This window comes from Fulvivirga sp. M361, assembly GCF_007097395.1.
Lineage (GTDB): Bacteria > Bacteroidota > Bacteroidia > Cytophagales > Cyclobacteriaceae > Fulvivirga.
The window spans coordinates 30,290-53,786 of record NZ_VKDC01000029.1; the positions used below are offsets into that span (position 1 = coordinate 30,290).

The window sequence follows — 23,497 nt, forward strand, 5'->3', positions numbered from 1 at the left end:
GCTGACGGCCTGTTGCTTACTGCTGACCTTATTCATAGGTTAATCGTTATGTTCATGGTAAGTAAGGATTGAAAATAGAGACAATGCAGCAGTGACATGACACCAGTGGTGTCAGTAGCAAGTAAATATGACAGAAAGAGAGCAAAAATTAATTTTTGATCACTGGTTGAAAGACTATCGCTCACTACTTTTTAAAGTAGTGCGGTCCTATGCGTTTACTGCAGATGACCAGGAAGACCTGTTCCAGGATATCATAATCCAGGTGTGGCGTTCAGTACCGAACTATCGAAAAGAATCCGCAGTATCTACCTGGCTCTATCGTGTATCACTGAACACTGCTATTAAATGGATGAAAAAAGAGCGAAAGCACCAGGATGGCCGCCAGTCGATGGAGCATGTAGCTTATGTGCTTAAAGAAAGTGTGGACGAGCCTGATGAACGGTTGACATGGCTTTATGAAGAAATAGGAAAACTCAACGAAATAGACCGATCGATTACCTTGTTATTACTGGATGGCTTTAGTTATAAAGAGATGTCCAATATCATTGGTATTACGGAAAGTAATGTAGGAGTTAAGATCAACCGAATTAAAAAATATTTGATCACTAAATCTGAAAAATATGATCACTATGGAGTTTGATGATATAAGAAAAATATGGGACGGACAGAATAACAGGCCGCTGTATGTGATAGACGAAGATGCTCTGCACAGGCGTATTTTGTTGAAAAAGAAACAATCACGACGGTTGGCCAATACTACGGAGTGGGTCATGGCAGGCGCTAACTTTTTGGCCAGCTCAATGATCTTAACGGCCATCTTCCTAAAGAATAACGCGAATATTTTTTCTTACATTACGATGGGATTCATGGCATTGACCCCATTGTACATTTTTTACATCCGCCGTCAAAGAAAGACACAGGAAAAGGCATTTGAAAGTTCTGTTTCAGGTGATTTGGATCATGCCATTTCCAACGCCACTTTTCAGGTAAGGTTGTCAATGGTTATGCGCTGGTACTTACTGCCAATAGCTGTATTAACCCTTCTCAGTGTCTGGTCAGAGGACATCTCTTATTGGTTTTTGTTAGGTGTGGTTGTGTTTTTTTGCGCTACTTTTTATGCCAGTAGCTGGGAACATAGGTTGTATGTATCTAAAAAGAGACGGCTCATTGATTTACGAAATAAATTGGGTAAGGAAGATCTGCCGAACCACTCAAACCTTCAGGAGAGCTAGAATTTTAGCAGGACATAACCTTTCAATTGATAGGTAGTCACTGTGGTAAGCATGGAAGTGGCGATTTCTACTTCCGGCAATACTTTTTTAACAGGGATTTCCCTGCCGATCAATGATTGACCACAAACCGCAAGTTTTACACCGGCGTCTTTTAGTTCTTTTATAAGCGCGATGTTCGGGTTGTCTGTCCCAAACCTATCTTTGAATGCACTATTTTTCATAATAGTATAAGCTACCGGGCCGTGAATGGCCAGTACTACTTTCATTTTACTTATATCAGCGCCGCTCACCGCATGCAAATTGATCATACGTGCCACATTCTTTAATCCCCAGGCTATTTCCTTGGGATCGCTTGCTCCGGACACTACATCTATGATCACCTTATATTCAGCCTCAGGGTCAGCTTTTACCGTTGCTTCCGGTATATCGTATATGCCACCGAAGTTTTTAATTACCGGGTTGATTTTTTCTTGTGCCTGGATGCTCAGGCTGACGAAAATACCTATTGAACAAATGAGTGTTTTTATCATGACTTTAAAATTCATATAATTTAAAAGGACTTACACAGGCGTCCATTTGAATATCGTGTTGATCTGTATAATCTATTATATCCAATGGCGGTGCTAACGTTAATCCTACCTTCTTTACGTGAGGAGTTTTCACCAGAAAACGATCATAATATCCTTTTCCATAGCCAATACGGTGCCCGTTTTTATCAAAAGTGACTAAGGGAATGAGTACCATATCAATTTCATCCGGGTCAGCCATCACGGCATCTACCGGTTCCGGGATGCCCCATTTATTCGTTTTAAACTGAGTATTGGCATTGATCTCATAATGTGCCAACTGTCCATCAGGCAGTGTTCTGGAGGTCATAAAGCGCATGTCCGGGTGAGCTTTGCGTGTATGGTTCATCAAAGACCATGTATCGACCTCTTTTTTACGTTCAATCGGGAGAAACAAATGAATACATGACACACCTGCAAGGGAAACATTCTTATTGAAAGTAACTACGAGCGATTCATTTCTGCTCAGAAATTCGTCTTTTGATAGAAACAAGCGCTTTTCAAGATATACTTTGCGCAATACCTGCTTATCCACCATTATCCATTACGTAAAACCTGTAATCAAACGGGTCAAAATACGTAATTAATTGGGCGATGAATGCAGTATTTTCCAAATAAAAATCGAGAAAATTATTTGTCCGTTCCTGTAGGCTGCCATTTGGGAAAAGGTGGTCCAGAACCGATTCCATTTGTCGAAGTTTATCCGATTGTTGTCTTTTTTCAGCGCGGATGAATTTCTTTTCAATTACCTCCAGGCTGTGCTTTGCCTTAGCTTGTTGAGCTTCCACATGATCCATTAACGTTGGATCGATGATTTGTGCTTGTTCTTTGATGCTGTTAAATAGATCCAGGACTTCTTTTACCTGTCCGTTAAGATATATCTTATGATCAGCATATTTTGTGGCAGTTTTTGCCAGGAGTTGATGTTTTTCCGTAAATAATTCAGCGGTTTCAAAACCGATCTTATCCCATTTTTTCCGGACATAGGCAGGTACTACCAGTCCGAAGTTTCTGGGCATTAAAATGGGGAAAGCTTCCTCATAGTGATCGAATACCGTTTTCAATTGCATCCAGTAGGCTACTTCGGCCGGGCCTCCTATGTACGCCAGGTTAGGCAATATCTTTTCCTGGTATAGTGGTCTTAGAATAACGTTAGGGCTCAGTTTTTCAGGCTCTTTTTGGATCAATGACACGAGTTCTTTTTTATCTAGTGTCAATGCCGAATTTAATACCTCATACTTCTCACCCTTTACCTCTATACGCTCTCTCAGCTGCTCTGCCAGGTAGAAAAAGTTAATACTTCGTGCAGATACCTGTGTTTTATAGCCAAGGTTATTGATTTTTTCAGATTGCTCGTCTACAAGCCTCTTGGATGTATGATGGAACAGGTCGTCCGTCATAACGTCAGAGATCTGTTGTTTTAACTCGCGTCTGTCTGCATCTACTACGATTATGCCGTAGTCACCAAAAAGATGATTTACATAGTTTCTGGCTGCATCAGCAAGGCTTTGTTCTTTATAAGCTTTTTTGAAAAAATCAGGAACTCCCGGTATAGCGTCGATAAAATTCTGGAAGGTACTCAAGTCGAAATGGCCTACCGCACCACTCTGGTCTGTATTCCATGTATATTTTTTTTCGTTGAAGCGAAAATGGTTGATCTCTTCAAAATCATGATCTTCTGAGGCCATCCAGTATACCGGAACGAAATTATGATCAGGATATGCCGCTGATAATTCGCGGCACGTATTGATGACGGTGACGATTTTATAAATAAAATAAAGAGGTCCGGTAAAAAGGTTGAGTTGGTGGCCGGTGGTGATAGTATAGGTATTTTCCTCTGCTAGCAGCTGGAGATTCTTTTTTACATGATCGGTAACAGGGAGCTTGTCATACTGCTCCTCCAGGGTCTGACAGAGTATTTTACGTTTTTCTGCAGCAAACTTTTTGTTGGCGATCTGTGCTTTGAAACTCTCGATTTCAGGGGTGCCTCCATAGAACTCTCTAAGCTCGGCTTTCCCCTCCAAATAGTCCAGGAACAGCTTGCCAAAGCGCTTTGTTTTTTGCAGGTCAACCTTTTCTATCGCCATAGTAACACTAACATTTTTGAGTACAAGTGTTAAACTGCATTCCTGACTTCAAGGTTCAAAAAATTACAATATCGGTTCGCCATATAGATCAAATTCTGTTGCATCCCTGATCTTTACATTAACGAAATCGCCAAGCCTGAGGTGAGTATTTTTTGTTTCTATAATTACTTCATTGTCAACCTCAGGAGAGTCGAATTCTGTACGGCCTATGAAACGGCCACCTTCTTTCCGGTCTACGAGTACTTTATAGGTGTGTCCTATCCGGGTTTGATTAATGTCATATGAAATGCCTTCCTGCAGCTGCATGATCTGGTTGGCCCGGTCCTGCTTTACTTCTTCAGGTACATCATCTTCAAAGTTATGGGCATGGGTCTGCTCTTCATGGCTATAGCTGAATATTCCCAGCCGTTCAAACCTGGACCTTTCCACGAAACCGGCCATTTCTTCAAAATCTGCTTCTGTTTCTCCCGGATATCCGGCAATAAGCGTGCTACGTATAGCTATACCTGGCACAGTATCGCGAATGGTCTGAATAAGCTCCTCTTGTTTTTCACGGGTAGTACCTCTTCTCATATGCTTTAGAATTTTGGTCGATCCATGCTGTAAAGGCATGTCCAGGTAGTTGCATATATTACTTCTTTCAGCCATCACCTTTAAAATATCCAGCGGAAAACCAGTAGGAAAGGCATAATGAAGTCTGATCCACTCTATGCCCTCAATGTCAGAGAGATGCTTGAGGAGTTCCGCCAGGTTTCTTTTCTTATATATGTCCAGGCCATAGTAGGTAGAATCCTGGGCGATCAAAAGCAGCTCTTTCACACCATTTCTGGCCAGGTTACTTGCTTCAGTCACTAGCTGTTCTATAGGTTTGGAAACATGTTTTCCGCGCATCAGAGGTATGGCACAAAAAGAACAAGGCCGGTCACACCCTTCTGCTATTTTTAGATAAGCATAGTGGTTGGAAGTGGTCAGTATCCTTTCTCCAACCAACTCATTTTTGTAATCCGCGTTAAACTTTTTGAGAAGCAACGGAAGTTCCATTGTTCCGAAAAATGCATCTACCTGGGGTATTTCACTCTCCAGATCATCTTTATAGCGTTGTGAAAGGCATCCTGTAACGTACAACTTTTCAATTAACCCTTCTTCCTTTGCATCGGCATACCTTAGAATCGTGTCAATGGATTCTTGCTTGGCATTATCTATAAACCCACAGGTGTTGACAATAACTACATTTGCATCGTCTTTTTGTGATTCGTGCTCGGCATTTACGTCATTCCCTTTCAGCTGGGTTAGCATTACCTCAGAGTCCACCAGGTTTTTAGAACAACCGAGTGTGACAATATTAACTTTTTCTTTTTTTCTACCCTTTGTTTTCACAGCGCCACTTCATATTTGTGGCACAAAATTAGTGATAGCAAATGTCAATAGCGAATGGATGTTCATTCAATACCATATGATTCATAAAGCAATGTTTATATTTGTGCCTTTCTAATGAAAAACACTGTAATAGCACTTTTTTTTGCAGGCTGTATAGGCCTCATATCATGCCTGGATGATCCGGATTGCGTTCGTAGTACCACTGACTTTGTAAATCTTAAGTTTTATCAGTCAGAAGGAGGGGGGCAAGACACCGTAGATATTGAGCGGATAGTCGTTTTAGGCTCTGATAGTGTGTTGCTGGCCGATACTACTTTTTTTTCTACTGTATTCTTACCGGTAAATGTATTGACCGATTCAGTAACGTTTGTCTTCCAAACAGAATTTGGAATAGATACACTTGCGCTTACCTATAACAGTAGCTCCAGGCTTATCTCCGAAGATTGTGGCGTAGAGGTATTATTCTCAAATCTCCGGGAGGGCCGTAACGACTTTGATTCACTTGTTGTTGTTAACAACACCTTAATAGAAGCCATAGATGAAGATATCCGGATTTTTCATTAGCCTGTTAGTACTGGCAGGAGCTACATGTGCTTTTTCACAAGATGCACCGGTTATTCATCCGGATTCTGTAAAGGGAAAATTCAAGCCTACCGGGGTCCGTTTAGGCACCGGGGTGATTAATATAATTCGGACCTCAGCTAATAGTAACCTGACTGAGCTCACCTTCATCGCTGATATTGACTTTTACCGGTACTTTTGGAATGTGGAGTGGGGACTTTTTGAAAGGACAAGAGCTGGTGGCGCCAATTCTGTTTATTCGGTAGAAGGGAGTTACTTTCGTTTTGGCCCTGAAATAAATTTCCTCAAAAAAGACCCTGAAAAAAATGCTTTGTTTTTTGGCTTACGATATGCAAGAGCTTCATTTGATGACGAACTTACCTATACTTCTGCCAGTGGTTTTTTTGATAATGACCAGTTAGCTATATCTAATAGCGGCTTACAGGCCGATTGGTATGAGATGGTGACCGGGCTCAAAGTGAAAATCTGGAAAAACCTGTGGATGGGATATACCGCACGTTTTAAATTTGGTGTGGATACTTTTGAGCGTAATGAACTCATACCCCATGACATTCCTGGTTACGGAAGAGCAGACCAGCGTAGTGCCTGGGATTTCAATTACTGGATCATGTTCAGGATACCACTACGTAAGCAGCCGGGATCAGTGCTGGAAGCCATTAAGCCAGTGGATAAGTAAGGATAGTGCGCAGAAATGCGCTTATCAATTACCCTGGATTGTCCTATGTTCCTTCAATAAGATTGTTATGTCGTGCTATGTGTAAGTGGACGAACTTAACGTAATTATCAAGCCTTGAGAGCTGATTTTAATTGATTAATTACATAATTGGTTAAAAAAATTATGTTTTTACGGAAAAATACAATATTTCTTTCGATTTCTGATTACCTCATAGTGTATAATGTATTAATTCATAACACCCAAACCGAACACACTATGCATTGTCTATTTTTTAAACGGTCTTTATGGATACTTTTCCTGCTATTGAATTGTGTTTCACTGTTAGCTCAAAGTACCTATTATAGTAGAAATGGAGCAGCATTACCCAGAAATTGGAATGAGGCAGATAGTTGGACAACAAGCTCCGACGGATCCGGGCCGGCGGCAGGCATACCCGGCAGAAATGATAATGTTGTGATTCTGAATGGACATACTGTCCTTATCAACGCTACCAATAACAATGGGTTTGCAGGCATTAGCCCCAATGGGTTGGGAAGGGCTAATGTGGGTACATTCAATGGTTCTGGTATAGCAGCTTTTTATCAGATCGGAAATATCACAGTTAATAGTGGAGGAGTTTTGTCCTCAGCAGTTCGATTGATGATAGGAGGCTCTACACTGGTATTGGGTACCTTGGCAACCACGACTGCCTATGATGATATTATCAACATTGGACGATTAGAGATCAGCAGTGGGGCTACTTTTTCCTGCAATGACGACTTTGTTTTATCTGGAGATAGCGAGACGCTTTTATTTAATACCACAACGTCTTCCGATGATATATATATAGATCATACGGATGCACAATTATGCGGAACGGGAACTGTGGCTATAACAGATGCTATCTGGTATTTTAATGGAGCCTCATCTGACCAGCTATGTTCACAGATCACTATTACGGGGTGTGGTACCTGTCCTCAATCGGGAACTGGTATTAGCTCACTGCCTACAGACCAAAAATTCATCTACCAGGGTTCTGCGTGGCGATACCTGGACGATGGTTCCAATCAGGGTACGGTATGGGTTGGAACATCATTCAATGATTTTGGTTGGTCCACGGGTCAGGCACAGTTGGGGTATGGAGATGGGGATGAGACCACTACGGTAAGCTTTGGCGCTAACACTAATAATAAGCATGAAACTACCTATTTCAGGAAGAGCTTTTATGTGGAGGATCCAAATGGCTATTCATCTGTGTTGCTTAGATTATTAAGAGACGATGGTGCTGTTGTCTATATAAATGGAACCGAGGTTGATCGTCAGAATATGCCTGCCGGGACGATAAGCTTTAACACCCTGGCGTCAACGGCTATTGGAGGGAGTCCGGAAGATCAATTTTTTGAAACCTCATTAAATCCAAGTATTCTATCTGCTGGAACTAATTATATAGCCGTAGAAGTTCACCAGGCTAATGTTACCAGCTCTGATCTGAGCTTTGACCTGGAACTTACGGGCGTTTTTGGTAATGCGCTGATAAACAAGGGAGATACATGGAATTATATGGACGATGGTTCCAATCAGGGTACGGCATGGACAGGTGTGTTATTTAATGATGCCAGTTGGTCTACAGGAGTTGCGCAATTAGGATATGGAGATGGTGATGAGACTACAACAATAAGTTTTGGAGGTAATACTAACAACAAACATGAGACAACCTACTTCAGAAAGTCCATCAATGTGATAGACCCATCCATCTATCAGTCCTTGACAGTGAATATTCTTAGAGATGATGGAGTGATTATTTACGTCAATGGAAATGAAGTTTTAAGAAATAATATGCCTACCGGAACAATATCTTTTACCACATTGGCTTCAACGACCATTGAAGGCACAGATGAAGATAACTACCTTTCCTTCAATGTCAGCAGTGCAAACCTCATCGCAGGGACAAACGTCATTGCCGTAGAGGTTCACCAGGCAAACATAACAAGCTCTGACCTTAGCTTTGATATGGAGCTGATAGGGGTGGAAAGCAATGTGCTTCCTGTTGAACTCATCCACTTTTCTGGATATCCCTTTGAGAACAAGGTGGAACTCGAATGGGCCACTGCTTCAGAGTTAAACAATGATTATTTTATTATTCAGCATTCTGATCGCGGAATTCATTTTACTGACAGAGGTATTGTAAAAGGGAATGGTACAGCTTATGAGCAGATCAACTATTCTTATATAGATCAACAGCCTAATGCAGCTGTAAACTATTACCGTTTGCGTCAAGTTGATTTTGACGGTCAGTTTTCTGACTCTGAGATTATTAGGGTGCTGGTGAATAGCAATGGCTTTTACAAGATCTATCCAAATCCGGTTACTGACATCCTGCGGGTCGTTACCTCTTATGACCTTACCAAAGCGAATGTGGCATTATCTTTTATTGATGGGACCGACCAGGCACTTGAAAAAGAGGTTGATAGACAAACGTTGATGATCAGAACCGATCAGCTTGCGGAAGGCATCTATTTTCTGGAGGTCCGACTGGAAGAAGTAGTGATCAGAGATAGGTTTTTAGTAGTGAAAAATTGAAGGTAACTTGCTCTAACTGTGCGAATATTCATGACACCTCTTTCAAGTTCTTTAAGAGAAGGCACTTAGTGAATGTTTAAGAATACGCCATAAGATTTTCTGTCTTACTTAAAAAAGGAATCAACGAATTCCATTTTATTGAATACCTGAAGGTCATTCACCTGCTCTCCTACGCCTATATACTTTACAGGAATTTTAAATTCATCAGAGATGCCTATTACTACACCGCCTTTTGCCGTGCCATCCAGTTTGGTGATGGCCAACGATGTAACGTCTGTGGCTTTGGTAAATTCCCGTGCCTGAATGGCAGCATTTTGACCTGTACTTCCGTCCAGTACAAGCATTATCTCATGAGGAGCTTCTTCTATAAATTTTTGCATTACCCGTTTGATCTTCGATAACTCGTTCATCAAGTTGACTTTGGTGTGTAGACGGCCAGCAGTATCAATGATCACTACGTCAGCATTGTTTTCCACTCCATATTTCACCGCATCAAAGGCGACGGCTGAGGGGTCTGTATTCATTCCTTTTGCTATGACGGGTACACCAACACGTTCTCCCCAAAGTTTGATCTGGTCTACAGCAGCAGCCCGGAAAGTGTCTGCTGCACCCAGCACAACGTTAAGACCATTTGCTTTTAACTGGGCAGAAAGTTTTCCGATGGTTGTAGTTTTCCCTACGCCGTTTACACCTACTACCATGAGTACATAGGGTTTTTTACCTTCTGGTATGGAGAATTCTGCTGCATTTCCAATATTATTTTCTTCCAGCAAACCGGCTATTTCTTCTCGTAGGATGATATTCAGTTCGTCAACGCCCAGATATTTATCTTTCGCTACCCGTTCCTCTATTCTCCCTATGATCTTGATGGTAGTATTTACCCCAACATCTGAGGTAATTAGCACCTCTTCCAGTTGGTCAAGTACTTCATCATCTACTTTGGATTTACCTATTACAGCTTTACCTAGCTTTCCGAAAAAGCTCTGCTTTGTTTTTTCCAGCCCTTTGTCTAAGGACTCTTTTTTCTCTTTTGAGAACAATCCGCCGAGTAGCCCCATAATTTATTTGTTGGTATAGTCCGCAAATATCTGCGAAAATTTTAATTTTTCATGTAAAGTATAAACCACTTTAGCTACTTGTAATAATGTCGAATAATGCCAAAGGAGCTAATTATCTCACATACTAAAAGCTAAATTATGGCTAAAACAAAAAATCCCATTCGTACAACGAATGGGACTACACTTTATGCATTGCAAGTTGACCCTTAACTTTTGGCCAACGCTTCTTTAACTTGATCCAGGGGCACCATTTCTTCTCTGAAGGTGTAAGCTCCGGTTTTTTCGGACTTGACCGCCTTGATCACTTTAGCGAAATTTTTTCCTCCCTTTTGAAGGGTAGCTACTACTTTCTTAGCCATAGTTATTTAATTTCTTTATGAACAGTATATTTCTTCAAAATCGGATTGTACTTTTTCATTTCCAGGCGGTCAGGAGTGTTCTTCCTGTTTTTAGTACTTATATATCTTGAAGTACCCGGCATGCCACTTTCTTTATGCTCAGTACATTCCAGTATAACCTGTACTCTGTTTCCTTTCTTTGCCATGATTGAATATAATTAATGCGTTATACTAAGATATTTCCACTTGCTTTGGCCTTTTTCAAAACAGCGCTAATCCCGTTTTTATTGATGGTACGAATAGCAGAAGTAGACACTTTTAATGTGATCCATTTATCTTCTTCAGGAATATAAAACCTCTTCTTTTGAAGATTAGGATAAAATCTCCTTTTGGTTTTGTTGTTTGCATGAGAAACATTATTTCCTACCCTCGCTCTCTTTCCGGTGATTTGGCAAACTCTTGACATTTCTATATATAATTAATGCGTCTTTTCTTTTTTGGGTCTGCAAATATCGTTAAAAGTGTTTTAATATTCAAAGGGCTTAATGAAATAATTGAAAACCTGTCCTCTCAAATGGCTTGGAACCAGGTTAACGAAGAGTGGGCAGTAAGCAAAAGGCAGTAGGCAAAATAGATTGCCGACTGATTACTACTTACTGCCGACTTTATTATCGGTTAACCGTTATCTTCACTGACGATTGAAAGATAAAGACAATGCCGACCTCGAGTTTCATGCTTGTGTTTCTGACGGAGGTCTGGTCTTCCAACGTCTATGCATCCATACCCACTGCGACGGGTCTTCTCTTATGATTTCTTCTGTAACGGTAGTAAGTCGTTGTGTATTAACAACAAGGTCACGATCCATATCGCCAGTAGTTTGCAATTCTACTTCTGGTAAAAAGCGGATCTTTTGTTTGTAGTCAGCCTGTAGAGAGACATACATAGGTACCACTGCCGCTCCGGTTTTAAGCGCCATCAGGGTGCCTCCTATGGGGGTGGAAGCTTTTCTTCCCATAAAGTCTACAAATTCACTTTTTACTTTTGTGTCCTGGTCGATCAATATAATTAAGACACCCCCGGATTTTAGCCCTTTGATTACTTTTACGGTCTCCTTACCTCTTTCAATGGCAATGCCGCCCCTGGAGGTTCGGTTTTCCACTAACAGCTTATTCAATCGCTTGTCTTTTAACGCTGTTCCTATGACCAGTGGTTGATATCCTTTAAGCCCAAGGTATGTAGCCGTAAATTCAAAAGCGCCATAATGTGCTGTTAATGCAATGACTCCCTTACCCCTGGCGTAGGCCTTGTCCAGGTGCTCCTGACCTTCTATGACAGTGAACTTTTCTAACGAAGTGTAGTCTTTTACTGATAAACCTCGAATAATATCACTGGCATTTTTTCCGATCATTTCAAATACCTTTTTTCCCAGGTTATGAATTTCATCTTTGCTCATCTCACTCCCATATACAGAAGCCAGGTTATCAGTAGTTATTTGTGATGGTTTTTTCATCAGGCGAAAGGCAAGCCGGCCGAGTCGGCCCGAGAATTTCATTACCCATGTACGAGGAAAAAAATTAGCCAGCGCGATAAGTGTTTTAACAAACGCAAAGATCAAGCTGTATTTGATACGTTTTTTAAGACTTCTTTTTGCCATTTTTAAACTATTGGAGATGTCATTAACGGATGATTAAGCTGGCTGTTATGTCAGGCAGGGTTGAGAAAGTGATGTGGCAATCATTTGAGTTCATCCGGTAAATTCTTATTTCCATTCCTGTTTTTCGCCAAAAATACATGACCGCACATTCATTTCAACCATAAATGGATAAGAATGGTCAATGCAAAGACTCCTGATGCTCAACTCAAAGGCAAGCAATAAATCGTTAAGTATTAATGATCGACGTCATCAAAATGGGCTATTTTGGTTACTTTTGTCGTTTACAATATTTCATTTAAATAAACAAAGACAATGGTAGAGTTACGTACATCCGGCCAGGAGGCTATCGACTTGGAGAATAAACATGGTGCACATAATTATCATCCATTGCCTGTAGTACTTGCCAAAGGGGAAGGTGTGTACGTTTGGGATGTGGAAGGTAAGCGATATTATGATTTCCTTTCTGCTTATAGCGCTGTTAATCAAGGTCACTGTCATCCAAAGATCATCAAAGCATTAAAAGATCAGGCAGATAAACTGACACTTACCTCCAGGGCATTTTACAATGATGTGCTGGGCAATTATGAAAAATATATCACTCAATACTTTGGTTTTGATAAGGTATTACCAATGAATACCGGCGCTGAAGCTGTGGAAACAGCATTGAAAATATGCAGGAAGTGGGGCTATGAGCGTAAAGGAGTACCCGAAAACAAAGGGATTATCATTGTATTTGATCAAAATTTTCATGGAAGAACTACTACCATCATATCATTTTCCAGCGACGCTGTTGCCAAAAAGAACTTTGGCCCTTTTACACATGGTTTTACAAAAGTAACTTACAATGACCTTCAGGCGCTGGAGGAAGCACTACAACAGGAAAATGTGGTAGGTGTTTTGGTAGAGCCTATACAAGGAGAAGCGGGAGTAAACGTACCTAACAAAGATTTTATTCCTGAAGTAGCATCACTCTGCAAGAAATACAACGCACTGTTTATGGCTGACGAAATCCAGACCGGCATAGCCCGTACCGGAAGTATGTTGGCGATTTGCGGGGACTGCAACTGTACCACCACATGTGAGCGAAAAGAGTCTTATACAAGACCAGACGTACTCATCCTGGGTAAAGCACTCTCCGGAGGGGTCTATCCGGTATCTGCCGTGTTGGCAGATGACACTGTTATGGAAGTAATTACACCCGGAACACATGGGTCGACCTTCGGTGGTAATCCCATCGCCGGAGCAGTGGCTATTGAGGCATTGAAGGTGGTGTCTGATGAAGAATTGATGGTCAATGCCAGGAAACTGGGACAGTTATTTCGTGAGCGAATGAATAAGTTCATAGAAACTACTGAGTTAATTACCCTTGTACGAGGGAAGGGATTACTTAACGCCATTGTTATTAACGACCACCCGGACAGTTCTACTGCCTGGGATATCTGTGTCTCCCTGAAAGAGAACGGTTTATTGGCTAAACCTACACATGGTAACATCATTCGTTTCGCCCCCCCGCTGGTTATGACGGAAGAGCAGCTTCATGAATGTTGTGATATTATTGAAAGAACTATAGCGGATTTCGAAAAAAGGTCTTAAATTCAATGCCAGTCTGTGTTGGTATTTATGGAACAAACAGCAATAAATGAAAAGCAGTGGGCGCTTATCGCTCATCTTGGTAGCCTGGCAGGGTACATTATACCTTTTGGTAATATAATTGTGCCGCTGGTAGTTTATGTGTCAAAGAAAGATGAATCAGAATTTGTCAGGGAGCACGCTCGTGAATCCCTGAATTTTCAGATTACTTTTACCATTTTAATGGTTTTTGCGGTGATCACTATCATTTTAATGGTAGGTATTCTGTTTTTAATTATACTCCCAATCATTAATTTGATATTTGTAGTATTGGCCGCTATGGCCATTGAAAAAGGAGATTTCTACAAATATCCACTCGCCGTAAAGTTCATTTGATATCAGTGTCCTAATACATGGAATATACGTATAGGTTATCTGCGGACAGTGAGCCCAGGCGTATGGTGCTGAAAGAAAATGCTTTAGATTTTCATCTTGATGATTATAAGTTAACCATTCCCTACGCCAAAGTAGTTGGAGTATGGCTAAGCAGTCCCGATGGGTTACTGTTTTCAGAGAATTATTCATGTACGCTTAACATCGAAGACGGTAAGCCCATATTTATTACCATGAAAAATTTTGACGGACATGGACAACTGATGACACAGGATAATCACTATAGTTCCTTTATTCGGGTGCTACATTTACATTTGAGAGAAAAAAGTAAGGCCCGCTATTACTTCGGTGTTAAGCCTCTTAACTATTTTACGAAGCTTCTGACTTTCACCGGTGTCATTGTATCATGCCTTATTTTATATTTCTTTTTTAACTTGAATGAGATAATAACTATCTTTCTTACTGTCATTGCCTTCTTTTTCCTGCTGGTGACGCTAAGGTTTGGTATCCGCCGGTTTCCAAAGATCTATGATCCTGATGAGATTCCCTTGAATTTATTACCGGGGTAGTTAGCACACTCTTATCTTTGAGTAAAAAACTGCATGCTGATCCGACCACGTAGAAATAGAAAATCACGGAGTATTCGTGAACTTGTACAGGAGCACCATATTACCACCGATGACCTGATTTTCCCACTTTTTTTATTGGAACAGCCTAAAGGTGCCATTGAAGTGGCTTCTATGCCCGGAATTTACCGGCTGGGTATTGAACCCATGCTTAAAGAGATAGAAGAATGTCTGAAGCTTGGTATTAAAGCCTTTGATATTTTTCCGGTAGTAGAGGAAAAGCATAAGGATAAAATGGCCACACGTTCTAAAAACCAGGACTTCTTTTATTTAAAAGCACTTAAGCAGATCAAGCAAAGCTTCCCGGAAGCCTGTATCATGACGGATGTAGCTATGGACCCTTACAGTACCGATGGGCATGATGGCATCGTAGATGAAAATGGGGCAATACTTAATGATGAGACATTGGAAGTGTTGGGTGATATGGCACTTGCTCAGGCCGGGACAGGCATTGACATTATAGGCCCTTCGGATATGATGGATGGCAGAGTAGGCTATCTGAGGGATTGCCTCGACAGAAATGGCTTTAAAGAAGTGTCCATTATGTCATACACTGCCAAGTATGCCAGCGCCTTTTACGGTCCATTTCGTGATGCACTGGATTCAGCTCCTAAGAGTGGTGACAAAAAAACATACCAGATGGACCCTGCTAACCAGCGCGAAGCCCTGATAGAGGCTCAGTTGGATATGGAAGAGGGGGCAGATTTTTTAATGGTGAAACCGGCGTTGTCGTATTTAGACATTATAAAACTGCTGAAAGAAAACAGCGATGTTCCGGTGGCGGCATACAATGTAAGTGGAGAATACGCTATGGTGGCGGCGGCATCTGAAAAGGGGTGGCTTGATAAAGAGCAGGTTATGAATGAAGTACTACTAAGTATCAAACGCGCGGGCGCAGACATTATACTTACCTATTTCGCAAAACAGTTTGCTCTGCATGCTAAGCGTTAAACTTAGCGTAGCATGCTTATTACTATGGTCGTTGACAAAGGGTCAGGGTCTGCCTCCTGGTATTATCCAGGTGGAGTCCGTCTTTATTGACCAGACTGAGATCACTAACGTTCATTGGCTGGAATACTTGCAAGACCTTAAACGTAGCTCTGGCCAGGCGTCTTATGAATCAGCACTTCCGGATACCACTATCTGGGAGCAAGTGTATGACGGCGATCTGGCCATGGCCTTTTCCAAAAGTTATCTCAGAAGTCTTGGCTTTCAGAATTTTCCGGTAGTAGGTATAACTTATGATCAGGCTAAGGCGTATTGTGATTGGCGCTCAAAGATCGTGAATCGAAAAATGACCGATCTAAAAGTACGTTATCGTTTGCCCACACCTTCCGAGTGGCATAGGGTGGCGCAAAGGTCTCTTTCCTTTCAATTACCGGATGGTCATGATGACCTGGATAAGATGAAATTTCCTCGCTCTAACCTTGTCGAGATCAAAGAATTATCAGGCTCTGAGTTGTCAATATCCCAACTTAAAAGATCTATCATAGACTTTTATAAGAGGAATATAGTGTTACTATTTGAAAATCTGGATACAACGGAAGACTACGAATTCAAACCTTACCTGGGTATAGGGCAGGGGCCAAGAAAATCACTTTCTTCCGGAGGAGTGAGTGACCTGAGAGGGAATGTATCGGAAATGACTGCTGAAAAAGGTATAGCTATGGGAGGGAACTGGTCCAGTACTTATGAAAGGTCTTCAGCTTATATTCGTTTTGAATACACCAAGCCCAGCGTTGTACTGGGGTTTCGTTGTGCCTGTGATATCGTGAAGAAATAATTAGTGTATTTCTCGGATCTCAAAATCCTTTCCTCTGCCAAAAGCTACCAGGTCGTGGAGCTGGTATGTTTCTAATGTGGTCAGATCTTTCAGTTTAAAATTGTCACTTTCTAATGACTTGATTACTTCAAATTCATAGACATCCCCAAAGTTGATGAGGCGATATTTCAAGCCTACGCGCATTGCGTTGAAAGAGAGACCCTTCATATTATATTAAGTCGTCTTCTCTTTCCAGCATAAGGATCGAAGCCTGTGGCACAATGAAATATTTTTCTTCTTCATATACTACTTCTATAGCTCCTTTCTGAAGAAAAATAGCCAGGTCACCTTCTTCCGCTTGTAATGGAATGTATTTGATCTGTTCTTCTTTACCTTTCCATATTTCATCTTCATCAGACGGTAAGGGGAGAGGGTACCCGGGGCCGGTTTTTATGATGTAGCCGCTCTGTATCTTCTCTTTCTCCTGCACTCCCGGAGGTAAAAACAAGCCGCGGCTTGTTCTTTCAGTTTCTTTTTTCGGCTTGATCAAAACCCGGTCTCCTACCAGGATCAGTTTTTTTAGTTTATTGTCTGCTGTAATCCTCATGCACTAAATTTTAGCAAAGGTAAAGATTAGAATGGTTTTGATATATCTAAAAAAGATTTCTTGAAACCGGATCGTATCGTTAAACTGAAATTAGTTTTTCAGGCTTCATCATTTGCCCTGTCCAATAGCTTCTGGTCCAATGATTTACTGGCCTTTGCTCCGAGATCTTTGATCGTTTGGGCCCGGTTCACCAGGTTGCCCTTACCTTCATAAAGTTTTTTCATGGCTTCACGATAGATACGTTGTGTGCCGTCCAGACTGTTTCCCACTTTTACGAGGTCTTCCGTAAAAGCGACAAACTTGTCATATAGATTGCCTCCTTGCCGCGCAATTTCCAGAGCATTCTGGCTTTGATATTCATTTTTCCAGATGTTGGAAATGGTACGTAGTGTAGCAATCAAGGTGGTAGGGCTGACAATGACTATGTTTTTTTCATATGCATCATTAAAAAGCTCACTATCCATTTGCACGGCCAGGCTGAACGCCGGTTCGATAGGAATAAACATTAGCACAAAATCCAACCCTTTTACACCGTGAAGTTGTTGGTAGTTTTTCTCATGGAGCCCTTTAATATGGCTTCTTATGGATAGAATATGGGCTTTTAAGTTCACCTCTTTGTCTTCACCTTCTGCATTTACGTATCGTTCATAGCCTATCAGGGATACTTTTGAGTCGATCACTATATTTTTATTATCCGGCAGGTGCACGATTACATCCGGCTGAAGCCTGCGCCCTTCTTCGTTTGTAAATGACTCCTGCACCATATACTCCCTGCCTTTTTCCAGTCCGGATTTTTCCAGGATACTTTCCAGGATAAACTCCCCCCAGCTACCTTGCGCTTTGGTATCCCCTTTAAGGGCTTTGGTGAGGTTTTCAGCTTCTTTGGTCATCTGCTGATTGAGTTCTTTCAACCCTTTAAGTTGCTCTCTCAATGCAGTGCTTTGCTCCAGGCTTTCCTTGCTATTGGTTTCTACTTTTTTCTCAAATTCTGTGATGCGTTCTTTCAGCGGATTGAGTAGCTCAGAAAGATTTACCTTATTTTGATCGGTAAATTTTTTACTTTTCTCCTCAAATATCTCGTTGGCCAGATTTTTAAACTCCAGGGAAAATTTTTCACGCAGTTTTTCAACTTCCTGCTTTTGATCTGCTAATTTTTCCTGAAGGTTCCGGTAGTCGGCTTCAGTGGTGGCCAGGGTGTTATTAAGCTGTAGTATTGACCCCCTCTCTTTTTCTAACTTCTGTTTCACACCGTCCAGATCTGTTTTTAATTGCCCTGCACGGTCTTTCTCTACTTCTAGTTGTGTTTTATACTCCTGTGACTCACCCTGAAACTTGTTTCTGGCTGCAAACCATGCGGCTATTCCGCCTACTATTAATCCTGCGAGTAAAAAAATGATCTCCATAAGCATCAAAGATCAAGGAAATACTTAAAAAAGCGAAACCATTAGTGGGTCCAGCTCATAGGGTAGTGTTCATCCACAAACTCCAGCGCGTCCTGGGTGAGGAACAGTGGTTTAAATGTATCTACCATTACAGCCAGTTCATGGGTCTCTTTAGCACCAATACTTTTTTCTACTGTACCCGGGTGCGGGCCATGTGGAATACCTCCGGGATGCAAGGTAAATGATCCGCGGTCAATGCCTTTACGACTCATGAAGTCCCCTTCCGCATAATACAATACCTCATCCGAATCAATGTTAGAATGATTGTATGGAGCCGGGATAGCCAAAGGATGGTAATCAAAGAGCCTTGGAACAAACGAACAGATCACAAAATTATGTGCCTGAAAAGTTTGATGTACAGGAGGAGGCTGATGGATGCGTCCTGTAATGGGTTCGAAATCGTGGATTGAAAAAGCATATGGCCATAAATATCCATCCCAGCCCACCAGGTCAAAAGGACTATGTTCGTAAACATAATGATGTAAATAGCCTTGTTTTTTGATCTTCATTGGATACTCTCCAAGGTCTGTTTCGGTTACCAATTCCGAAGGTGGACGTATGTCCCGCTCGCAAAAAGGTGCGTGCTCCAATAGCTGACCCAGCTCGTTGCGATACCTTTTGGGAGTTTCAATGGGTGACGCGGATTCTACTATTAACAGTTTTAATGGACCTTCTTTGAACTCAAACCTGTAGATAACTGTACGAGGGATAACCACATAATCTCCTTTTTTTACTTCCAGTTTGCCAAATTGTGAATAGAGATAGCCTGATCCGTCGTGCAGGTAGATCACCTCATCTCCTTCGGCATTTTTATAATAGTATTCCATGTCCCTGATTTCAGGAATACATAGAGAGAGCGTTACATCATTATTTTTCAGGAGTTCTTTTCGCGCTGTGAGATAGTCCTTGCCGGTGATACCGATTTTCGAGGTATCCAGGTGAGTTTGTTTTAACTCATATTGACTCACGATCTCGCTACCAAATCGCACCGATCCGTCCAGTCCTTTGATCTTTGTGGGAGCATAGATATGATATAGGTTGGAATATATACCGGAAAAACCCCTGGAACTCACTAATTCTTCTTTATACAGGCTATCATCCGGCTGCCTGAACTGGATGTGTCTTTTGGGAGGTAGTTGGCCTAGCTTATGGTAATACATACTACATTTTGCTTCGATCCAGCTGCTGAGCTTTGTCAAACAACTTAACAGCTTGCTGAAGGATCTCGTTGGTCTTATTAAAAATAGGATAAAAACCTGCGTTATCCCAAACCTGTCGTGCTACCTGGGCTTTTACATGCAGCTGAAAGAGTTCTTTGTTTTCTTCCATATCGGCGTAGTCAGGTGTTACTCCATTTATGTCACCTATTTTCGCCAGGGCTTTGAGCATAGCGTCCGTTATTGTAAATTTTGAGTAGAATTGATCATAAGACATACCGCTGAGCTTTTCCTTATTTTCACCTACATACTTGAAGGTATACTCCTGTACGGAATTACTGGTGAACAGCCTGTTTAAATAGATAGAGTTAAATGTAGTGTCCAAAGGAACAAAATAATCAGGCATAATACCACCGCCACCATAAACAGCTCTCCCACTCGATGTCTCGTATCTCAAAGAATCATTGAATTTCACGCTATCCGCGCTGAAGAACTCTCCATGATTAAATCGTTCGGCAATATCACTGGCATAATCCGTTCTTTTATTGTATGGTTTTTGGATGGAGCGGCCACTTGGGGTATAGTACCTGGAGATGGTCAGACGGAGTTCGGAACCGTCCGTCAAATCCATCGGCGCCTGTACGAGCCCCTTACCAAATGATCTCCGGCCCACCACGAGGGCCCTGTCATTGTCTTGCAGCGCACCGGTGACAATTTCAGATGCTGATGCGCTGCCTTCATTGACCAAAACAATAAGATCTCCTTTTTCAAAAAGGCCTTTTCTTTCTGCATTGGCCTGTGAGTTAAACCTTTTCTGCTTGCCAAGTGTGTACACGATCTTTTGATCGTCCGGTAAAAACTCATCGGCCATGTTGATGGCATGGTTCATATAACCTCCCGGGTTGCCTTGAAGATCTAATATCAGCTTTTTCATTCCGTTGTTCTTCAATTCTTTGAGTTCCATTTTGAACTCTTCGTAAGTGGTAGCAGAAAATCGACTTACTTTGATGTAGCCAATCTCTTTGTCTACCATATAACTCACATCCACGGAGTGTTGGGGAATTTTATCACGGATAATGTTAAAAACAATAGGCTCAGGTTGACCTCTTCGTTTTACCGTTACTTTTACTTCACTACCTTTCGGGCCTTTGAGATGCTTTTGTACATCTCTGTTAGTAAATCCTACACCTGCTACATTTTCGTCATCCACATAAATGATCTGGTCGCCTGACTGCATCCCTACTGCCTCGCTTGGGCCTCCGCTCAAGGGTGATACTACTACTATGGTATCTTTAAAAATATTGAATTCAATCCCTATCCCTTCAAAATTACCTTGCAGGTCCTCATTAGCCCGGATTTTGTCCTCTGCGGGTATATAGGCGCTATGAGGGTCAAGGTTCGTAAGCATATGTTCGATGGCCCCTTCTACTAATTCATCCGTATTCACTTCATCTACATAATTTCGGTCTATCAGCGTAAGCACCTCTTTGAATTTTTGCATGCTCTTACTGAGGTCATTTTGAATAACAGTAGGATGATCCGTAAAAGTGGCTCCGATCAGGATGCCTGCGGCGATACCTACTGCCAGGATGATGGGAATGCGGATATGATAATTGCTGTTTCTATATTCTTTCACTAGTCCTCTTCTTTATTAATATAATAGTATAACAAAAGATATAACTCACTAATTTAGTTAAATAATACCTCTTAAACGATGGTGCGGTGTCAATTGTTAGATTACTTTTAAAGGCTTTCGACTGTTATTTTTCGATGATTCTTCGAGAATCATTTTGTATATTTACGTAGTATAGCAAAGAAGTATGCAAGGTAACCTGAACACCCAAAAAATTACGGACATTGTAGATCACAATTATGTGAGCGCTTCGGTGCTGTATTACTTTGGCATTTATTTTTACAATTATTCTGAAAAGACCTTAGAGCAGGTATGTCTTGAAAAGGGATTAAATACGTCATTGGTGATCAAAGAATTGGAGAAAAGTACCCGGTGCGATGAAGATATTGAACTGACTGCTTTTCCTATAGATCTGATTCTTGAATACCTTCGGCATACGCATTACGTTTTTATTAAGCGTAAATTACCCTACATTACGCAGCTTATTGAGAGTTTCGAGCCTGATGACCACAGGTATAATGGTATTGCCAAAGACCTTAAGCTGGTCTTTCCGATGTTCGTAGAAGATTTCATCCATCACATTTATATGGAAGAAGACACACTATTTACTTACATTCGTATGTTATGCAGGTGTGCTTTGGGTAAGGAAAACGTTACGAAGATCTATCAAAAAATGGAAAAGCACTCCTTGCATAAGTATGCAGTAGAGCATGAGGAACACGATGATGAAATGAGAGGTATTCGTAAGATCACAGATAATTATAAAACATCACCTTCTGATCCACTTCATATCCGTGTGGTGTATGCAGAGCTTCAGGCACTCGAACAAGAGCTTGTTACCCACGCGCGAGTAGAAAATGAAATACTTTTCCCTAAAGCGCTGATGCTTGAACAAGACGTAAAAAAAACGATAAAGTCTAAAATCACGCTGAATTAATTGGGCCGTATTCTCGCGTTGGACTATGGCATAAAAAGAACGGGTGTGGCCGTGACTGATCCCTTGCAGATCATAGCTACGCCGTTGGATACAGTTGATACAAAAACATTACTTGATTTCCTCAAACGATATTGCGTTGAAGAGGCTGTAGAAACTATCGTAATAGGCATGCCCAAAGATCTGCAGAACCGTGATACACACGCTACTGTACCTGTAAAAAAGGTCATCCAGTCTCTGGAACATGTGTTGCCTGCTATCCCGATCGTGCAGGTGGATGAACGTTTTACCAGTAAAATGGCATTTGATACCATGCTTGCGGCTGGTGTGAAAAAGAAAGATCGTCGGAATAAAGCCAATGTGGATAAACTGAGCGCTACCATTATCTTGCAATCCTTTTTAGATCAAAATCGATAGACCAGATACAAACATTTTTAGAATGAGACTAAACCTGACCGCGTAAGTGCTGCCGGAAGTACCCGAACATGCCATTTTAAGGTTTCTTCTCGTAGGTCCTAAACGAAAAGCTTTACATTCTGGGCAAATAATACCTATTTTGCAACGTAGCACGACATAAGAATATGATATATCCGATTGTAGTATATGGTGACCCTGTGTTGAAGAAAAGGGCGGTAGACATCACACCGGGAGAAATTGATGTCAAGCAACTCAGCGTAGATATGTTTGAGACCATGGAAGGTGCACATGGCATAGGGCTGGCTGCACCACAGATTGGCAAAAGCATTCGTATGTTCGTTGTGGATGGCCGGCCCATGGAAGAAAAGGAAATGGAAGATTTCGTGAAGGTGTTCATTAACCCTGAAATATTGGAAGAAACCGGGGAAGAGTGGCCTTTTGAGGAAGGGTGCCTTAGCATACCTAACATACGTGAAGAGGTGCTGAGAAATGCGAAATTACGTATTCGGTATTTTGATGTGGACTGGAATGAGCATGAGGAGGAATTTGATGGTATGAAGGCGCGTATTATTCAGCACGAATATGATCACATTGAAGGAATACTGTTCACAGATCATTTGACTCCGTTTAAACGGCGCATGCTAAAGGGCAAACTGCAGAACATCTCAAAAGGTAAAATGAGTGTAGATTATCGTGTGGCTTTGCCGGCAAAAAAAAGCCTTTGATCCTGGTAAGCACGAGCTTCTATAAGATTTGCGTACTCAATCGCAATGAGTATGTAAGTCAGGAATGATCAAAAACACTACTAAAATACTTATCAACTATTCA

The 23,497-nt window shown here is 41.4% G+C and carries 27 protein-coding genes; 13 read left to right on the forward strand and 14 right to left on the reverse strand.

The features are described 5' to 3' along the window. The first annotated feature begins 127 nt into the window (after nt 1-127). Nucleotides 128-640, forward strand: coding sequence for an RNA polymerase sigma factor (locus tag FNH22_RS23875; protein WP_143400970.1), 513 nt, complete (start codon nt 128-130; stop codon nt 638-640). Continuing rightward, the gene (locus FNH22_RS23880) at nt 621-1,232 is read left to right on the forward strand and encodes a hypothetical protein (RefSeq protein WP_143400971.1); all 612 of its coding nucleotides are present in this window, start codon (nt 621-623) and stop codon (nt 1,230-1,232) included. The genes FNH22_RS23875 and FNH22_RS23880 overlap by 20 nt, the downstream gene beginning before the upstream one ends. Here the strand turns inward: FNH22_RS23880 and FNH22_RS23885 are convergent. From FNH22_RS23885 to rimO, 4 genes are all read right to left on the reverse strand, one after another. Continuing rightward, on the reverse strand, nt 1,229-1,762 hold the full coding sequence (locus FNH22_RS23885; RefSeq protein ID WP_143400972.1) for a DsrE family protein: 534 nt from the start codon (nt 1,760-1,762) through the stop codon (nt 1,229-1,231). The genes FNH22_RS23880 and FNH22_RS23885 overlap by 4 nt on opposite strands. 4 nt (nt 1,763-1,766) lie before the next feature. Then, complete coding sequence (locus FNH22_RS23890) at nt 1,767-2,336, reverse strand: 5-formyltetrahydrofolate cyclo-ligase (protein WP_143400973.1); 570 nt, start codon at nt 2,334-2,336, stop codon at nt 1,767-1,769. Then, entirely contained in the window at nt 2,326-3,885 is a 1,560-nt protein-coding gene (gene bshC, locus FNH22_RS23895; RefSeq protein ID WP_143400974.1) for a bacillithiol biosynthesis cysteine-adding enzyme BshC, read from the reverse strand. Before bshC ends, FNH22_RS23890 begins: the two co-directional genes overlap by 11 nt. Nucleotides 3,886-3,948: 63 nt before the next feature. Continuing rightward, nucleotides 3,949-5,262, reverse strand: coding sequence for a 30S ribosomal protein S12 methylthiotransferase RimO (gene rimO / locus FNH22_RS23900; RefSeq protein WP_143400975.1), 1,314 nt, complete (start codon nt 5,260-5,262; stop codon nt 3,949-3,951). Between the two features lie 114 nt (nt 5,263-5,376). Between rimO and FNH22_RS23905 the strand changes: the two genes are divergently transcribed. From FNH22_RS23905 to FNH22_RS23915, 3 genes are all read left to right on the forward strand, one after another. Beyond that, a complete protein-coding gene (locus FNH22_RS23905; protein WP_143400976.1) occupies nt 5,377-5,826 on the forward strand; it encodes a DUF6452 family protein in 450 nt (149 codons plus the stop codon). Next, nucleotides 5,801-6,520, forward strand: coding sequence for a DUF6048 family protein (locus FNH22_RS23910; RefSeq protein ID WP_143400977.1), 720 nt, complete (start codon nt 5,801-5,803; stop codon nt 6,518-6,520). The genes FNH22_RS23905 and FNH22_RS23910 overlap by 26 nt, the downstream gene beginning before the upstream one ends. A gap of 255 nt (nt 6,521-6,775) precedes the next feature. Continuing rightward, nucleotides 6,776-9,079 (forward strand): T9SS type A sorting domain-containing protein, encoded by a 2,304-nt coding sequence (locus FNH22_RS23915; RefSeq protein WP_143400978.1) that lies wholly within the window; start codon nt 6,776-6,778, stop codon nt 9,077-9,079. A gap of 104 nt (nt 9,080-9,183) precedes the next feature. On the opposite strand, the gene ftsY is transcribed toward FNH22_RS23915, so the two are convergent. The 5 genes from ftsY to FNH22_RS23940 form a co-directional block, all read right to left on the reverse strand. Beyond that, nucleotides 9,184-10,137 carry a signal recognition particle-docking protein FtsY gene (ftsY, locus tag FNH22_RS23920; RefSeq protein WP_143400979.1) on the reverse strand — a complete coding sequence of 318 codons (954 nt, stop codon included), beginning with the start codon at nt 10,135-10,137 and terminating at the stop codon, nt 9,184-9,186. Between the two features lie 206 nt (nt 10,138-10,343). After that, nucleotides 10,344-10,496, reverse strand: a complete 153-nt coding sequence (locus tag FNH22_RS23925) for a DUF4295 domain-containing protein (RefSeq protein WP_143400980.1) — start codon at nt 10,494-10,496, stop codon at nt 10,344-10,346. Between the two features lie 2 nt (nt 10,497-10,498). Further along, nucleotides 10,499-10,681 (reverse strand): 50S ribosomal protein L33, encoded by a 183-nt coding sequence (gene rpmG, locus FNH22_RS23930; protein WP_143400981.1) that lies wholly within the window; start codon nt 10,679-10,681, stop codon nt 10,499-10,501. Nucleotides 10,682-10,701: 20 nt separating this feature from the next. Beyond that, nucleotides 10,702-10,941, reverse strand: coding sequence for a 50S ribosomal protein L28 (gene rpmB, locus FNH22_RS23935; protein WP_143400982.1), 240 nt, complete (start codon nt 10,939-10,941; stop codon nt 10,702-10,704). Between the two features lie 264 nt (nt 10,942-11,205). Further along, nucleotides 11,206-12,129: a lysophospholipid acyltransferase family protein gene (locus FNH22_RS23940; protein ID WP_143400983.1), complete on the reverse strand. Its 924-nt coding sequence runs from the start codon at nt 12,127-12,129 to the stop codon at nt 11,206-11,208. A gap of 312 nt (nt 12,130-12,441) precedes the next feature. On the opposite strand from FNH22_RS23940, the gene rocD reads away from it, so the two are divergent. Genes rocD through FNH22_RS23965 form a run of 5 tightly spaced genes read left to right on the forward strand, consistent with a single transcriptional unit; the run spans nt 12,442 to nt 16,500 of the window. Beyond that, entirely contained in the window at nt 12,442-13,722 is a 1,281-nt protein-coding gene (rocD, locus tag FNH22_RS23945; RefSeq protein WP_143400984.1) for an ornithine--oxo-acid transaminase, read from the forward strand. Nucleotides 13,723-13,749: 27 nt separating this feature from the next. Beyond that, entirely contained in the window at nt 13,750-14,094 is a 345-nt protein-coding gene (locus tag FNH22_RS23950; protein ID WP_143400985.1) for a DUF4870 domain-containing protein, read from the forward strand. A 17-nt stretch (nt 14,095-14,111) separates the two neighbouring features. Then, a complete protein-coding gene (locus FNH22_RS23955) occupies nt 14,112-14,660 on the forward strand; it encodes a hypothetical protein (protein ID WP_143400986.1) in 549 nt (182 codons plus the stop codon). A gap of 33 nt (nt 14,661-14,693) precedes the next feature. Next, nucleotides 14,694-15,668, forward strand: a complete 975-nt coding sequence (hemB, locus tag FNH22_RS23960; RefSeq protein WP_143400987.1) for a porphobilinogen synthase — start codon at nt 14,694-14,696, stop codon at nt 15,666-15,668. Further along, on the forward strand, nt 15,655-16,500 hold the full coding sequence (locus FNH22_RS23965; protein WP_143400988.1) for an SUMF1/EgtB/PvdO family nonheme iron enzyme: 846 nt from the start codon (nt 15,655-15,657) through the stop codon (nt 16,498-16,500). The genes hemB and FNH22_RS23965 overlap by 14 nt, the downstream gene beginning before the upstream one ends. Here the strand turns inward: FNH22_RS23965 and FNH22_RS23970 are convergent, their stop codons facing one another. The 5 genes from FNH22_RS23970 to FNH22_RS23990 form a co-directional block, all read right to left on the reverse strand. Beyond that, nucleotides 16,501-16,707, reverse strand: coding sequence for a hypothetical protein (locus tag FNH22_RS23970; protein WP_143400989.1), 207 nt, complete (start codon nt 16,705-16,707; stop codon nt 16,501-16,503). It lies immediately after the preceding gene. A 1-nt stretch (nt 16,708) separates the two neighbouring features. Then, nucleotides 16,709-17,086 carry a co-chaperone GroES family protein gene (locus FNH22_RS23975; protein ID WP_143400990.1) on the reverse strand — a complete coding sequence of 126 codons (378 nt, stop codon included), beginning with the start codon at nt 17,084-17,086 and terminating at the stop codon, nt 16,709-16,711. A gap of 98 nt (nt 17,087-17,184) precedes the next feature. Beyond that, nucleotides 17,185-18,489: a DNA recombination protein RmuC gene (gene rmuC, locus FNH22_RS23980; RefSeq protein WP_143400991.1), complete on the reverse strand. Its 1,305-nt coding sequence runs from the start codon at nt 18,487-18,489 to the stop codon at nt 17,185-17,187. Between the two features lie 41 nt (nt 18,490-18,530). Continuing rightward, nucleotides 18,531-19,688: a homogentisate 1,2-dioxygenase gene (locus FNH22_RS23985; protein WP_143400992.1), complete on the reverse strand. Its 1,158-nt coding sequence runs from the start codon at nt 19,686-19,688 to the stop codon at nt 18,531-18,533. Nucleotide 19,689: 1 nt separating this feature from the next. Next, the gene (locus tag FNH22_RS23990; protein WP_143400993.1) at nt 19,690-21,321 is read right to left on the reverse strand and encodes a S41 family peptidase; all 1,632 of its coding nucleotides are present in this window, start codon (nt 21,319-21,321) and stop codon (nt 19,690-19,692) included. 184 nt (nt 21,322-21,505) lie between these two features. Between FNH22_RS23990 and FNH22_RS23995 the strand changes: the two genes are divergently transcribed. The 3 genes from FNH22_RS23995 to def all read left to right on the forward strand — a co-directional run bounded on the left by FNH22_RS23995 (nt 21,506) and on the right by def (nt 23,394). Further along, nucleotides 21,506-22,255, forward strand: a complete 750-nt coding sequence (locus FNH22_RS23995; RefSeq protein ID WP_255518147.1) for a hemerythrin domain-containing protein — start codon at nt 21,506-21,508, stop codon at nt 22,253-22,255. Further along, on the forward strand, nt 22,256-22,669 hold the full coding sequence (ruvX, locus tag FNH22_RS24000) for a Holliday junction resolvase RuvX (RefSeq protein WP_143400994.1): 414 nt from the start codon (nt 22,256-22,258) through the stop codon (nt 22,667-22,669). A gap of 164 nt (nt 22,670-22,833) precedes the next feature. Next, complete coding sequence (def, locus tag FNH22_RS24005) at nt 22,834-23,394, forward strand: peptide deformylase (protein ID WP_143400995.1); 561 nt, start codon at nt 22,834-22,836, stop codon at nt 23,392-23,394. The last annotated feature ends 103 nt before the right edge of the window (nt 23,395-23,497 follow it).